Origin of the sequence: Pseudomonas sp. Z3-6, assembly GCF_051131985.1 — a bacterium.
Lineage (GTDB): Bacteria > Pseudomonadota > Gammaproteobacteria > Pseudomonadales > Pseudomonadaceae > Aquipseudomonas > Aquipseudomonas zanjanensis.
The window spans coordinates 2,372,444-2,386,206 of the sequence record NZ_CP071644.1 but is presented as its reverse complement, the minus strand read 5'-3'; the positions used below and the strand labels follow the sequence as shown (position 1 = coordinate 2,386,206).

Sequence of the window (13,763 nt, the reverse complement as noted above, 5' to 3'; positions counted from 1 at the left end):
GTTTTTATTCGCGTCTGAAAAGTATATTTTTTCAATAGGTTACACATGAATCCTGATATTCCTCTGCAACTCCTGGGCGGCATCACGGCACGGGAGTTCCTGCGCGACTACTGGCAGAAAAAACCCCTGCTGATCCGTCAGGCGATTCCTGACTTCCAAAGCCCGATCGATGCCGACGAGCTGGCCGGCCTGGCACTGGAAGAAGAAGTCGAATCGCGCCTGGTGATCGAGCACGGCGAGCGCCCCTGGGAATTGCGTCGCGGCCCGTTCGCCGAAGACGAATTCAGCAAGCTGCCGGAGCGCGAGTGGACCCTGCTGGTGCAGGCGGTGGATCAGTTCGTACCGGAAGTCAGCGAACTGCTGGAGAACTTCCGCTTCCTGCCGAGCTGGCGCATCGACGACGTGATGATCAGCTTTGCCGCCCCGGGCGGCAGCGTGGGTCCGCATTTCGATAACTATGACGTGTTCCTGCTGCAAGGCCATGGCCAGCGCAACTGGAAAATCGGCCAGATGTGCGACTCCGAAAGCCCACTGCTGCAACACGCCGACCTGCGCATCCTCGCCGACTTCGAAGCCACTGACGAGTGGGTCCTGGAACCCGGCGACATGCTCTACCTGCCGCCGCGCCTGGCCCACTGCGGCGTGGCCGTGGACGACTGCATGACCTACTCGGTGGGTTTCCGTGCGCCGAGCGCCGCTGAAGTGCTGACCCACTTCACCGACTTCTTGAGCCAGTTCCTGCCGGACGAAGAACGCTACACCGACGCCGACGCGCGCCCGGTGAGCGACCCGCACCAAATCCAGCACGACGCCCTCGACCGCCTCAAGGGCCTGCTGGCCGAACACATGAGCGACGAGCGCCTGCTGCTGACCTGGTTCGGCCAGTTCATGACCGAGCCACGCTACCCGGAGTTGGTGGTGGGCCCGGAACTGGAAGAAGACGACCTGCTGGCCAGCCTGGAACAAGGCGCCGTGATCATCCGCAACCCGAGCGCGCGCCTGGCCTGGTCGGAAGTCGACGATGACCTGCTGCTGTTCGCCAGCGGCCAGAGCCGCTACCTGCCGGGCAAGCTGCGTGAATTGCTGAAAATGATCTGCGCCGCCGACGCCCTGCACATCGAAAACCTCGGCCCATGGTTGGCCGACGAAGACGGTCGCGGCCTCGTCTGCGAGCTGGTCAAGCAAGGCAGCCTGGGGTTCGCCGATGAATAAAATTCACGTTCGTGTCGCAGACTGGCAAAAGGATAACGCCGAGATCCGGCGCATTCGTGAGACCGTGTTCATTGCCGAACAATCCGTACCACCCGAACTGGAATGGGATTCGGATGATCAGGACGCTGTACATTTCCTGGCCTTCGAAGGCGACTTCCCCATCGGCACCGCGCGCCTACTGACCGATGGCCATATCGGCCGGGTCTCGGTCCTCAAGGACTGGCGCGGCCTGAAGGTGGGCGATGCGCTGATGCACGCCGTGATCGCCGAAGCCGAGAAGCGTGGGCTCCAGCAACAGATGCTCAGCGCCCAGGTGCACGCCACGCCGTTCTATGAGCGGCTGGGGTTTGCGGTGGTCAGCGAGGAGTTCCTGGAGGCCGGCATTCCTCATGTGGACATGGTGCGGCGCTCGGCCTGACACTGCCAGAAGCAGCAACACACTACCCTGTGGCGAGGGAGCTTGCTCCCGCTGGGTCGCGCAGCGACCCCAAAAAAAGAGGGCCGCTGCGCAGCCCAGCGGGAGCAAGCTCCCTCGCCACAAGAGCACCATCAACACCACAAAACGCCCCGCCATCCACCGATGCCGGGGCGTTTTGCCGTCTACCATTCAACTTGCCCCACCCGAGGCCGACAAACTGGCAATATCAGGCCTTTGTCTCACGGAGAAATGGACATGCTTCTACGTACCCTGCTGACCCTCCTGCTGCTGGGTGGCAGCCTGTCAGCCATGGCCGACACGCAAATCGTGCCACTGAACTACCGCACCAGCGCCGACCTGTTGTCGGTGGCACAGAATTTCATCGGCAAGGACGGCCAGGTCAGTGCCTACGGCAACCAACTGATCGTCAATGCCGAGCCCGGCAAGATCGAAGAACTCCGGCAATTCCTCGCCCAACTGGACACCGCGCCCAAGCGCCTGCTGATCACGGTCGATACCAACGAAAACAACCTGCAGGGCGACCAGGGTTATTCCATCAACGGCGCCGCGCCCAGCCAGACCCGCATCATCAACCGCAGCACCGCCAGCCGTGACGGCGGCGTGCAGCAGGTGCAGGCCAGCGAAGGCCAGCCGGCGCTGATTCAGGTCGGCCAGAGCGTACCGTTCACCAGCAGCCAGACCGACAACTATGGTCGCCTGCAAAGCCAGACCGAATACCGTAACGTCACCCAAGGTTTCTATGTCACCGCCAGCGTCACCGGCGAAACCGTTCACCTGAGCATCAGTACCAACCGTGACCGCATGAGCCAGGAGCGTCCCGATGTAGTGAACGTTCAGAGTACCGACACAACGGTCAGCGGACGCCTGGGCGAATGGATCACCCTGGCCGGCGTGAATCGCCAGACTCAGGCCGATAAACAGGGCCTGACCCGCAGCTACTCGACCCAGGGACGCGACGACATGATTTTGCGGGTCAAGGTCGATACCCTGAACTGAAGCACCAAAAACTGACTGATGAGTCGTATTAGACCAAAGATGTAGTGCCATAAAAAAAGCACTACAAAACGTTTGACGAGGCAAAAAACCGAAGGCATGATGGCCTCGCTCCCGCTAATCAGGGGCCCTGGCAAGGGCCTTCGGGTCGACGCTTGCAACTACCCTGCGAGCCGATTCGTGTCTGTACCGCCCACAAGGTGTGTTTGACGAGGTTGCGACTGGAACGAAGTTGTCCCGAGGGACGGAAGCGTAACTAGGTAACCCGGCATCACTCTGAGTTCGTATGAAAGGCCCACGACGCCCGAATGCGCCCGCAGTTCGCCCCTACCTGCTCACTTTCCCCCTCGAGCCCATCGTTCATCCCGTCGCCACCCCGCCTGAACCGACTTGTACGCCAGCCCCCTGGTCGGCAGGAGCCGGAATTTTCCACCAAGACCTATGCGACGAGGTTTATCTCCATGGCACTGACACGCGAACAGCAAATTGCAGCCCTTGAAAAAGACTGGGCTGAAAACCCGCGCTGGAAAGGCGTGAAGCGCAATTATTCCGCTGCTGACGTCGTCCGTCTGCGTGGCTCGGTTCAACCTGAGCACACCTTTGCGAAGATGGGCGCCGAGAAGCTCTGGAACCTGGTCACCCAGGGCGCCAAGCCAGCCTTCCGTCCCGAGAAAGATTTCGTCAACTGCATGGGCGCCCTGACCGGCGGCCAGGCTGTACAGCAAGTCAAGGCCGGCATCCAGGCGATCTACCTGTCGGGCTGGCAAGTGGCCGCGGACAACAACTCCGCCGAGTCGATGTACCCCGACCAGTCGCTGTACCCGGTGGACTCGGTTCCAACCGTGGTCAAGCGCATCAACAACTCGTTCCGTCGCGCCGACCAGATCCAGTGGAAAGCCGGCAAGAACCCCGGCGACGAAGGCTACATCGACTACTTCGCACCGATCGTGGCTGACGCTGAAGCCGGTTTCGGCGGTGTCCTGAACGCCTACGAGCTGATGAAGAGCATGATCGAGGCAGGCGCCGCTGGCGTTCACTTCGAAGACCAACTGGCTTCGGTGAAGAAATGCGGCCACATGGGCGGCAAGGTCCTGGTGCCGACCCAGGAAGCCGTGCAGAAGCTGACCGCTGCCCGCCTGGCCGCCGACGTTGCCGGTGTACCGACCATCATCCTGGCCCGTACCGACGCCAACGCCGCCGACCTGCTGACCTCGGACTGCGACCCGTACGACCAGCCGTTCGTCACCGGCACCCGTACCCAGGAAGGCTTCTACAAAGTGCGCGCCGGTCTCGACCAAGCCATCGCCCGCGGCCTGGCCTATGCGCCGTACGCCGACCTGATCTGGTGCGAAACCGCCAAGCCGGACCTGGACGAAGCCCGCCGTTTCGCCGAAGCGATCAAGAAGGAATACCCGGACCAACTGCTGTCGTACAACTGCTCGCCTTCCTTCAACTGGAAGAAAAACCTGGACGACGCGACCATCGCCAAGTTCCAGCGCGAACTGTCCGCCATGGGCTACAAGCACCAGTTCATCACCCTGGCCGGCATTCACAACATGTGGCACAGCATGTTCAACCTGGCGCACGACTACGCCCGCAACGACATGACTGCCTACGTGAAGCTGCAAGAGCAGGAGTTCGCTGACGCCGCCAAGGGCTACACCTTCGTGGCTCACCAGCAGGAAGTGGGCACCGGCTACTTCGACGACATGACCACCGTGATCCAGGGCGGCACTTCGTCGGTGACCGCACTGACCGGCTCCACCGAAGAAGAACAGTTCCACTGATCCATGAGCTAAACGGCCCTTGCGGACCGAATAAAAGCTAACCGCAAAGCCGACGATCTGACGCCCCGACTGGTTCGGGGCTTTTTTTTGCCTATGCTTTGGCAGCAATGTAGTCGCATGAAATGATTCCGTGGCGAGGGAGCTTGCTCCCGCTGGCTGCGCAGCAGCCTTTTTGTGAGCGCTTCGCGCTCAAGCGGGAGCAAGCTCCCTCGCCACAAGATTCAGACAAGTCTTAAGGAAGCGTTCCTACAGGAAAGACAAAAAAATTGATCGAACGCAGTATCAGGCAGTCTGAAAAAGAGTAAAACGGCCGGCGCTGACAACTGCAGTTAACGAGCATGTAAGAAAAGTTCTCAGCCACTGCGGCGCAGCATTGATCAAAAGCCACGCCAAACAATAATAATTATCATTTAGCTGAGGCTTTCCTTGTTACAACCTGCACGAAATATAATTGTTGAATAACGGATCAATGCCCGCCCCGCCGGGGCTGCGGGGTCATGGAGGCGCGCTATGTCCTTATTCCAATAAATAATTTCGCTATAGGAATTTTACTTGCCCGGTGTTTAGCCATAAAATCACCGCGATTGATTGCTGCGACATATCGTCACTGCGTTATTTCATTCAAGCTCAGAGACCTTTGCTCTCTGTTAAGGATTTCCAACATGTCCGAAGCGACAGGACTCATGGCCCACAACTGGGGCTTTGCCATTTTCCTTCTGGGCGTTGTTGGCCTGTGTGCTTTCATGCTCGGCGTGTCGAGCCTGCTTGGGTCAAAAGCCTGGGGCCGCAGCAAAAATGAACCGTTCGAGTCCGGCATGCTACCTACCGGTGGCGCCCGCTTGCGGCTCTCAGCCAAATTCTATCTGGTCGCGATGCTGTTCGTGATCTTCGATATCGAAGCCCTCTTTCTCTTTGCATGGTCTGTGTCCGTCCGCGAAAGCGGCTGGACCGGATTCGTCGAAGCTCTCGTTTTCATAGCAATTCTGTTGGCAGGTCTTGTCTACCTTTACCGGGTGGGGGCACTTGATTGGGCTCCGGAAGCTCGGCGCAAGCGGCAAGCGAAGCTGAAACAATGAGGCTTTGGCAATGCAATACAATCTCACCAGGATCGACCCCGATGCTCCTAACGAGCAGTATCCGATTGGCAAGCGGGAAACCGTCGCCGATCCGTTAGAAGATCAAGTCCACAAGAACATCTTCATGGGCAAGCTCGAAGACGTGCTGAACAGCACGGTCAACTGGGGTCGCAAGAACTCCCTGTGGCCGTACAACTTCGGCCTTTCGTGCTGCTACGTGGAAATGACCACCGCCTTCACGGCGCCCCACGACATCGCGCGCTTTGGCGCCGAGGTGATCCGGGCATCGCCGCGCCAGGCGGATTTCATGGTTATCGCCGGTACCTGCTTCATCAAGATGGCGCCGATCATCCAGCGTCTCTACGAGCAAATGCTCGAACCCAAGTGGGTCATCTCCATGGGTTCGTGCGCCAACTCCGGTGGCATGTACGACATCTATTCCGTCGTTCAAGGCGTGGACAAATTTCTGCCCGTGGACGTCTACGTGCCTGGCTGCCCACCTCGCCCTGAAGCGTTCCTGCAAGGCTTGATGCTGTTGCAGGAGTCGATTGGCCAGGAGCGTCGCCCACTGTCCTGGGTCGTTGGCGATCAAGGCGTCTATCGCGCCGAGATGCCGTCGCAAAAGGAACAGCGCCGCGAACAGCGTATCGCAGTCACCAACCTGCGCAGCCCCGACGAAGTCTGATCCAGCTCTGCTCTGTACAAGAAACGAGAACCTGGCTTCATTCTTTACGTTGACCGAAAGCGATAAATAACCATGACTACAGGCAGTGCTCTGTACATCCCGCCTTACAAGGCAGACGACCAGGATGTGGTCGTCGAACTGAACAACCGTTTTGGCCCCGAGGCGTTCACCGCCCAGCCGACCCGCACCGGCATGCCGGTGCTTTGGGTTGCCCGTGCCAAGCTCGTCGAAGTCCTGACCTTCCTGCGCAACCTGCCCAAGCCGTACGTCATGCTCTATGACCTGCACGGCGTGGACGAGCGCCTGCGCACCAAGCGTCAAGGGCTGCCCGACGGCGTCGACTTCACCGTGTTCTATCACTTGATGTCGATCGAGCGTAATAGTGACGTAATGATCAAGGTCGCCTTGTCCGAGAGCGACCTCAGCGTGCCGACCGTGACCGGCATCTGGCCGAACGCCAACTGGTACGAGCGTGAAGTGTGGGACATGTACGGGATCGATTTCCCCGGCCACCCGCACCTGACCCGCATCATGATGCCGCCGACCTGGGAAGGTCACCCGCTGCGCAAGGACTTCCCGGCCCGTGCCACCGAGTTCGACCCGTTCAGCCTGTCCCTGGCCAAGCAACAGCTCGAGGAAGAAGCCGCACGCTTCAAGCCTGAAGACTGGGGCATGAAGCGTTCGGGCGCCAACGAGGACTACATGTTCCTCAACCTGGGCCCGAACCACCCTTCGGCCCACGGTGCCTTCCGCATCATCCTGCAGCTGGACGGCGAAGAGATCGTCGACTGCGTGCCTGACATCGGCTACCACCACCGTGGCGCCGAGAAAATGGCCGAGCGCCAGTCCTGGCACAGCTACATTCCGTACACCGACCGCATCGACTACCTCGGCGGCGTGATGAACAACCTGCCGTACGTGCTCTCGGTCGAGAAACTCGCCGGGATCAAGGTGCCGGACCGGGTCGATGTCATCCGCATCATGATGGCCGAGTTCTTCCGCATCACCAGCCACCTGCTGTTCCTGGGCACCTATATCCAGGACGTCGGCGCGATGACCCCGGTGTTCTTCACCTTCACCGACCGCCAGCGCGCGTACACGGTGATCGAAGCCATCACCGGCTTCCGCCTGCACCCGGCCTGGTACCGCATCGGTGGCGTGGCCCACGACCTGCCCCGCGGCTGGGAGAAACTGGTCAAGGACTTCGTCGAGTGGATGCCCAAGCGCCTGGACGAATACACCAAGGCAGCCCTGCAGAACAGCATCCTCAAGGGTCGTACCATCGGCGTCGCCGCCTACAACACCAAGGAGGCCCTGGAATGGGGCGTCACCGGTGCCGGCCTGCGTTCCACCGGTTGCGACTTCGACCTGCGCAAGGCGCGTCCGTATTCCGGCTACGAGAACTTCGAGTTCGAAGTTCCGCTGGCGGCCAACGGTGACGCCTACGACCGCTGCATGGTCCGCGTCGAGGAAATGCGCCAGAGCCTCAAGATCATCGACCAGTGCCTGCGCAACATGCCGGAAGGCCCGTACAAGGCGGATCACCCGCTGACCACGCCGCCGCCCAAGGAGCGCACGCTGCAGCACATCGAGACCCTGATCACGCACTTCCTGCAGGTTTCGTGGGGCCCGGTCATGCCGGCCAACGAATCCTTCCAGATGATCGAAGCGACCAAGGGCATCAACAGTTATTACCTGACGAGCGATGGCGGCACCATGAGCTACCGCACCCGGATTCGTACCCCAAGCTACCCGCACCTGCAGCAGATCCCTTCGGTGATCAAAGGCAGCATGGTCGCGGACTTGATCGCGTACCTGGGTAGTATCGATTTCGTTATGGCCGACGTGGACCGCTAAGCATGAACAGCACGCTTATCCAGACTGACCGTTTCGCCCTGAGCGAAACCGAGCGCTCGGCCATCGAGCACGAGCTGCATCACTACGAAGACCCGCGCGCGGCGTCGATCGAAGCCCTGAAGATCGTCCAGAAGGAACGTGGCTGGGTGCCTGATGGCGCGCTCTACGCCATCGGCGAGATCCTCGGCATCCCGGCCAGTGACGTCGAGGGCGTAGCCACCTTCTACAGCCAGATTTTCCGCCAGCCAGTCGGCCGTCACATCATTCGTGTCTGCGACAGCATGGTCTGCTACATCGGCGGCCACGAATCGGTGGTCGGCGAGATCCAGAGCAAACTGGGCATCGGCCTGGGCCAGACCACCGCCGACGGCCGCTTCACGCTGCTGCCGGTGTGCTGCCTGGGCAACTGCGACAAGGCACCGGCGTTGATGATCGACGACGACACCTTCGGTGACGTCAAGCCTGACGGCGTCGCCAAACTGCTGGAGGGCTACGTATGACCCTGACTTCCTTCGGGCCCGCCAACCGCATCCAGCGTTCGGCCGAAACCCATCCCCTGACCTGGCGTCTGCGTGACGACGGCGAAGCGGTGTGGCTGGACGAATACCAGGCCAAGAACGGCTACGCCGCCGCGCGCAAGGCGTTCGCCGACATGGCCGGCGACGACATCGTCCAGACCGTGAAAGACGCCGGCCTCAAGGGCCGTGGTGGCGCGGGCTTCCCCACCGGGGTGAAGTGGGGCCTGATGCCCAAGGACGAATCCATCAACATCCGCTACCTGCTGTGCAACGCGGATGAAATGGAACCCAACACCTGGAAGGACCGCATGCTGATGGAGCAACTGCCCCATCTGCTGATCGAAGGCATGCTGATCAGCGCCCGTGCGCTGAAGACCTACCGTGGCTACATCTTCCTGCGCGGCGAGTACACCACTGCCGCCAAGCACCTGAACCGTGCCGTGGAAGAAGCCAAGGCCGCCGGCCTGTTGGGCAAGAACATCCTGGGCTCAGGCTTCGACTTCGAGTTGTTCGTCCACACCGGCGCCGGGCGCTACATCTGCGGTGAAGAAACCGCGCTGATCAACTCCCTGGAAGGCCGCCGCGCCAACCCACGCTCCAAGCCGCCCTTCCCTGCCGCCGTCGGCGTGTGGGGCAAGCCGACCTGCGTGAACAACGTCGAGACCCTGTGCAACGTGCCGGCGATCATCGCCGACGGCGTGGACTGGTACAAATCCCTGGCCCGCGACGGCAGCGAAGACATGGGCACCAAGCTCATGGGCTTCTCCGGCAAGGTCAAGAACCCTGGCCTGTGGGAATTGCCATTCGGCGTCACCGGTCGCGAGTTGTTCGAGGACTACGCCGGCGGCATGCGCGACGGCTACACGCTCAAGTGCTGGCAGCCTGGCGGCGCCGGTACCGGCTTCCTGTTGCCGGAACACCTGGACGCGCAAATGTACGCCGGCGGCATCGCCAAGGTCGGCACCCGCATGGGCACCGGCCTGGCCATGGCGGTGGACGACAGCGTCAACATGGTCTCGCTGCTGCGCAACATGGAGCAGTTCTTCGCGCGCGAATCCTGCGGTTTCTGCACCCCTTGCCGCGACGGCCTGCCCTGGAGCGTCAAGCTGCTGATGGCCATCGAGAACGGCGAAGGCCAGCCCGGCGACATCGAGACCCTGCTGGGTCTGGTGGGTTTCCTCGGCCCAGGCAAGACCTTCTGTGCTCACGCACCGGGTGCCGTGGAGCCGTTGGGCAGCGCGATCAAATACTTCCGCCCTGAATTCGAGGCCGGCATCGCGCCAACCCGCGCGGGCGACCTTAATCAGGTGGTCACGCCGACCATGGTCGGCGCGTAACGACGCTTAAAAAGGCGCAGGGTCCGTGCCCTGCGCCTTTCGTCCGATGACGCCTTTTACCAGGCTGTTTGGATTCGGACGAACGACAAGATTCCATTAGCCACGCCCGCTGACACCGGGCCAACGAAGAACTTTGAACCATGGCCACTATCCACGTAGACGGCAAAGAGCTCGAAGTCGATGGCGCAGACAACCTGTTACAGGCATGTCTGTCGCTGGGCCTCGACATCCCTTATTTCTGCTGGCACCCCGCCCTTGGCAGCGTTGGCGCTTGTCGCCAGTGCGCGGTCAAGCAGTACACCGACGAAAACGACAAGCGTGGTCGGATCGTCATGTCCTGCATGACCCCCGCCACCGACGGCAGCTGGATCTCCATCGACGACGAAGAAGCGAAAGTGTTTCGCGCCAGCGTCGTCGAATGGCTGATGACCAACCACCCTCACGACTGCCCGGTTTGTGAGGAAGGCGGCCACTGCCACCTGCAAGACATGACCGTGATGACCGGTCACAACGAGCGCCGTTATCGCTTCACCAAGCGTACCCACCAGAACCAGCAACTGGGCCCGTTCATCTCCCACGAGATGAACCGCTGCATCGCCTGCTACCGTTGCGTGCGTTTCTACAAGGACTACGCCGGCGGCACCGACCTGGGCGTGTTCGGCGCCCACGACAACGTGTACTTCGGTCGCGTTGAAGACGGCACCCTGGAAAGCGAATTCTCCGGCAACCTCACCGAGGTCTGCCCGACCGGTGTGTTCACCGACAAGACCCACTCCGAGCGCTACAATCGCAAGTGGGACATGCAGTTCTCGCCGAGCATCTGCCATGGCTGCTCCAGCGGTTGCAACATTTCCCCGGGCGAACGCTACGGCGAACTGCGTCGCATCGAAAACCGCTACAACGGTTCGGTCAACCAGTACTTCCTGTGCGACCGTGGCCGTTTCGGCTACGGCTATGTCAATCGCAAGGATCGCCCACGCCAGCCGCTGCTGGCGGGCGGCGCCACGCTGAGCCTGGACGAGGCCCTGGACAAGGCCGCCGAGCTGCTGCGCGGTCGCAACATTGTCGGCATCGGTTCGCCTCGCGCCAGCCTGGAAAGCAACTACGCCCTGCGTGAGCTGGTCGGCGCCGAGCACTTCTACAGCGGCATCGAAGCCGGCGAGCTGGAACGCATCCGCCTGGTGCTGCAAGTGCTCAAGGACAGCCCGCTGCCGGTGCCGACGATGCGCGACATCGAAGACCACGACGCGGTGTTCGTCCTTGGCGAAGACCTGACCCAAACCGCCGCCCGCATGGCCCTGGCCCTGCGCCAGTCGGTCAAGGGCAAGGCCGAGGCCATGGCCGACGCCATGCGCGTGCAGCCATGGCTCGACGCCGCCGTGAAGAACATCGGCCAGGACGCGCTGAACCCGCTGTTCATCGCCAGCCTCGCTGAAACCAAGCTCGACGACGTGGCCGAAGAATGCGTCCACGCCGCCCCGGACGACCTGGCCCGCATCGGTTTCGCCGTGGCCCACGCCCTGGACGCCAGCGCCCCGGCCGTCGACGGCCTGGACAGCGAAGCGGCCGCCCTCGCCCAACGCATCGCCGACGCCCTGCTGGCGGCCAAGCGCCCCTTGATCATCGCCGGCACCTCCCTGGGTTCCAAGGCGCTGATCGAAGCCGCCGCCAACATCGCCAAGGCCTTGAAGCTGCGGGAGAAGAACGGTTCCATCAGCCTGATCGTGCCGGAAGCCAACAGCCTCGGCCTGGCCATGCTCGGTGGCGAATCCGTCGATGCAGCCCTGCAAGCCGTGATCGACGGCAACGCCGACGCCATCGTCGTGCTGGAGAACGACCTGTTCACCCGCACTGACAAGGCCAAGGTCGATGCCGCGTTGAACGCCGCCAAGGTTGTGATCGTCGCCGACCATCAGAAAACCGCCACCACCGACCGCGCCCACCTGGTGCTGCCGGCGGCGAGCTTCGCCGAAGGCGACGGTACGCTGGTCAGCCAGGAAGGTCGCGCCCAGCGCTTCTTCCAGGTGTTCGACCCGACTTACCTGGACGCCAGCATCCTGGTCCATGAAGGCTGGCGCTGGCTGCATGCCCTGCGCGCCACCCTGCTGGACCAGCCGATCGACTGGACGCAACTGGACCACGTCACCGCCGCCGTCGCGTCGAGCAGCCCGCAACTGGCTCGCATCGTCGATGCCGCGCCATCGGCCGCGTTCCGCATCAAGGGCCTGAAGCTGGCCCGCGAACCGCTGCGCTACTCCGGTCGCACCGCGATGCGCGCCAACATCAGTGTCCACGAACCCCGGACTTCCCAGGACAAGGACACCGCGTTCTCGTTCTCCATGGAAGGTTACTCGGGCTCCGCCGAACCGCGCTCGCAAGTGCCGTTCGCCTGGTCGCCGGGCTGGAACTCGCCGCAAGCCTGGAACAAGTTCCAGGACGAAGTCGGTGGACACCTGCGTGCCGGTGACCCGGGCACCCGCCTGATCGAAAGCCAGGGCGATGGCCTGGGCTGGTTCGCCAGCGTGCCACGCGCCTTCAACCCGGCACCGGGCACCTGGCAGGTCGTGCCGTTCCATCACTTGTTCGGCAGCGAAGAGAACTCTTCCAAAGCCGCACCGGTGCAGGAACGCATCCCCGCCGCCTACGTGTCGCTGGCCAAGTCGGAAGCCGATCGCCTGGGCGTCAACGACGGCGCCCTGCTGAGCCTGAACGTGGCCGGCCAGACCCTGCGTCTGCCGCTGCGCATCAATGAAGAACTGGGCGCCGGCCTGGTGGCCCTGCCGGCTGGCCTGGCGGGTATTCCACCGGCGATTTTCGGCAAGACTGTCGACGGTCTGCAGGAGGCAGCGCAATGAGCTGGTTCACCCCTGAAGTGATCGCTGTGATCCTGACGGTCCTCAAGGCCATCGTGATCCTGCTGGCCGTGGTGGTTTGCGGCGCGTTGCTGAGCTTCGTCGAACGTCGCCTGCTGGGCTGGTGGCAGGACCGCTACGGTCCGAACCGCGTCGGCCCGTTCGGCATGTTCCAGATCGCCGCCGACATGATCAAGATGTTCTTCAAGGAAGACTGGACACCACCGTTTGCCGACAAGGTGATCTTCACCCTGGCGCCGATCGTGGCCATGAGCGCCTTGCTGATCGCCTTCGCGATCATCCCGATCACCCCGACCTGGGGCGTGGCGGACCTGAACATCGGCCTGCTGTTCTTCTTCGCCATGGCCGGCCTGTCGGTGTACGCGGTGCTGTTCGCCGGTTGGTCGAGCAACAACAAGTTTGCCCTGCTGGGCAGCCTGCGGGCCTCGGCCCAGACCGTGTCCTACGAAGTGTTCATGGGCCTGGCGCTCATGGGCATCGTGATCCAGGCCGGCTCGTTCAACATGCGCGACATCGTCGAGTACCAGGCCCAGAACCTGTGGTTCATCATTCCGCAGTTCTTCGGTTTCTGTACCTTCTTCATCGCTGGCGTGGCCGTGACTCACCGTCACCCCTTCGACCAGCCGGAAGCGGAGCAGGAACTGGCCGACGGTTACCACATTGAATATGCCGGCATGAAGTGGGGCATGTTCTTCGTCGGTGAATACATCGGCATCATCCTGATCTCGGCACTGCTGGTAACGCTGTTCTTCGGTGGCTGGCACGGTCCGTTCGGCATCCTGCCGCAACTGTCCTTCGTCTGGTTCGCCCTGAAGACCGCGTTCTTCATCATGCTGTTCGTCCTGCTGCGCGCCTCGATCCCGCGCCCACGCTACGACCAGGTGATGGACTTCAGCTGGAAATTCTGCCTGCCGCTGACCCTGATCAACATGCTGGTGACCGCTGCGATCGTTTTGATGAACGCGCCTGCGGCCGCGGTTCAGTGA

The 13,763-nt window shown here is 61.9% G+C and carries 11 protein-coding genes; all 11 read left to right on the top strand.

Features of this window, described 5'->3' with window-relative positions; all coding sequences use genetic code 11:
- The first annotated feature begins 45 nt into the window (after positions 1–45).
- The 11 genes from J3P88_RS10915 to nuoH all read left to right on the top strand — a co-directional run bounded on the left by J3P88_RS10915 (position 46) and on the right by nuoH (position 13,763).
- On the top strand, positions 46–1,212 hold the full coding sequence (locus J3P88_RS10915; RefSeq protein WP_434575159.1) for a JmjC domain-containing protein: 1,167 nt from the start codon (positions 46–48) through the stop codon (positions 1,210–1,212).
- A complete protein-coding gene (locus tag J3P88_RS10910; RefSeq protein WP_186709768.1) occupies positions 1,205–1,630 on the top strand; it encodes a GNAT family N-acetyltransferase in 426 nt (141 codons plus the stop codon). The genes J3P88_RS10915 and J3P88_RS10910 overlap by 8 nt, the downstream gene beginning before the upstream one ends.
- A gap of 255 nt (positions 1,631–1,885) precedes the next feature.
- Positions 1,886–2,647, top strand: coding sequence for a secretin N-terminal domain-containing protein (locus J3P88_RS10905; RefSeq protein WP_434575157.1), 762 nt, complete (start codon positions 1,886–1,888; stop codon positions 2,645–2,647).
- Between the two features lie 458 nt (positions 2,648–3,105).
- Positions 3,106–4,431 carry an isocitrate lyase gene (gene aceA / locus J3P88_RS10900; protein WP_014337679.1) on the top strand — a complete coding sequence of 442 codons (1,326 nt, stop codon included), beginning with the start codon at positions 3,106–3,108 and terminating at the stop codon, positions 4,429–4,431.
- Positions 4,432–5,093: 662 nt separating this feature from the next.
- Positions 5,094–5,507 carry an NADH-quinone oxidoreductase subunit A gene (locus J3P88_RS10895; RefSeq protein ID WP_003203367.1) on the top strand — a complete coding sequence of 138 codons (414 nt, stop codon included), beginning with the start codon at positions 5,094–5,096 and terminating at the stop codon, positions 5,505–5,507.
- 10 nt (positions 5,508–5,517) lie between these two features.
- Positions 5,518–6,192: a NuoB/complex I 20 kDa subunit family protein gene (locus J3P88_RS10890; RefSeq protein WP_030141322.1), complete on the top strand. Its 675-nt coding sequence runs from the start codon at positions 5,518–5,520 to the stop codon at positions 6,190–6,192.
- A 72-nt stretch (positions 6,193–6,264) separates the two neighbouring features.
- The gene (gene nuoC, locus J3P88_RS10885) at positions 6,265–8,049 is read left to right on the top strand and encodes an NADH-quinone oxidoreductase subunit C/D (protein ID WP_434575155.1); all 1,785 of its coding nucleotides are present in this window, start codon (positions 6,265–6,267) and stop codon (positions 8,047–8,049) included.
- A 2-nt stretch (positions 8,050–8,051) separates the two neighbouring features.
- A complete protein-coding gene (gene nuoE, locus J3P88_RS10880) occupies positions 8,052–8,549 on the top strand; it encodes an NADH-quinone oxidoreductase subunit NuoE (protein WP_186709765.1) in 498 nt (165 codons plus the stop codon).
- Entirely contained in the window at positions 8,546–9,904 is a 1,359-nt protein-coding gene (nuoF, locus tag J3P88_RS10875; protein ID WP_053123209.1) for an NADH-quinone oxidoreductase subunit NuoF, read from the top strand. The genes nuoE and nuoF overlap by 4 nt, the downstream gene beginning before the upstream one ends.
- A 140-nt stretch (positions 9,905–10,044) precedes the next feature.
- A complete protein-coding gene (gene nuoG, locus J3P88_RS10870; RefSeq protein WP_186709764.1) occupies positions 10,045–12,759 on the top strand; it encodes an NADH-quinone oxidoreductase subunit NuoG in 2,715 nt (904 codons plus the stop codon).
- Positions 12,756–13,763, top strand: a complete 1,008-nt coding sequence (gene nuoH / locus J3P88_RS10865) for an NADH-quinone oxidoreductase subunit NuoH (RefSeq protein ID WP_053123213.1) — start codon at positions 12,756–12,758, stop codon at positions 13,761–13,763. The genes nuoG and nuoH overlap by 4 nt, the downstream gene beginning before the upstream one ends.

Bases quoted from the DNA above. Each gene is read 5' to 3' on its own strand.
- nuoE (WP_186709765.1), top strand. From the start codon at position 8,052: ATGAACAGCACGCTTATCCAGACTGACCGTTTCGCCCTGAGCGAAACC.
- J3P88_RS10895 (WP_003203367.1), top strand. From the start codon at position 5,094: ATGTCCGAAGCGACAGGACTCATGGCCCACAACTGGGGCTTTGCCATT.
- nuoF (WP_053123209.1), top strand. From the start codon at position 8,546: ATGACCCTGACTTCCTTCGGGCCCGCCAACCGCATCCAGCGTTCGGCC.
- nuoC (WP_434575155.1), top strand. From the start codon at position 6,265: ATGACTACAGGCAGTGCTCTGTACATCCCGCCTTACAAGGCAGACGAC.
- J3P88_RS10915 (WP_434575159.1), top strand. From the start codon at position 46: ATGAATCCTGATATTCCTCTGCAACTCCTGGGCGGCATCACGGCACGG.
- J3P88_RS10905 (WP_434575157.1), top strand. From the start codon at position 1,886: ATGCTTCTACGTACCCTGCTGACCCTCCTGCTGCTGGGTGGCAGCCTG.
- J3P88_RS10890 (WP_030141322.1), top strand. From the start codon at position 5,518: ATGCAATACAATCTCACCAGGATCGACCCCGATGCTCCTAACGAGCAG.
- aceA (WP_014337679.1), top strand. From the start codon at position 3,106: ATGGCACTGACACGCGAACAGCAAATTGCAGCCCTTGAAAAAGACTGG.
- nuoH (WP_053123213.1), top strand. From the start codon at position 12,756: ATGAGCTGGTTCACCCCTGAAGTGATCGCTGTGATCCTGACGGTCCTC.
- J3P88_RS10910 (WP_186709768.1), top strand. From the start codon at position 1,205: ATGAATAAAATTCACGTTCGTGTCGCAGACTGGCAAAAGGATAACGCC.
- nuoG (WP_186709764.1), top strand. From the start codon at position 10,045: ATGGCCACTATCCACGTAGACGGCAAAGAGCTCGAAGTCGATGGCGCA.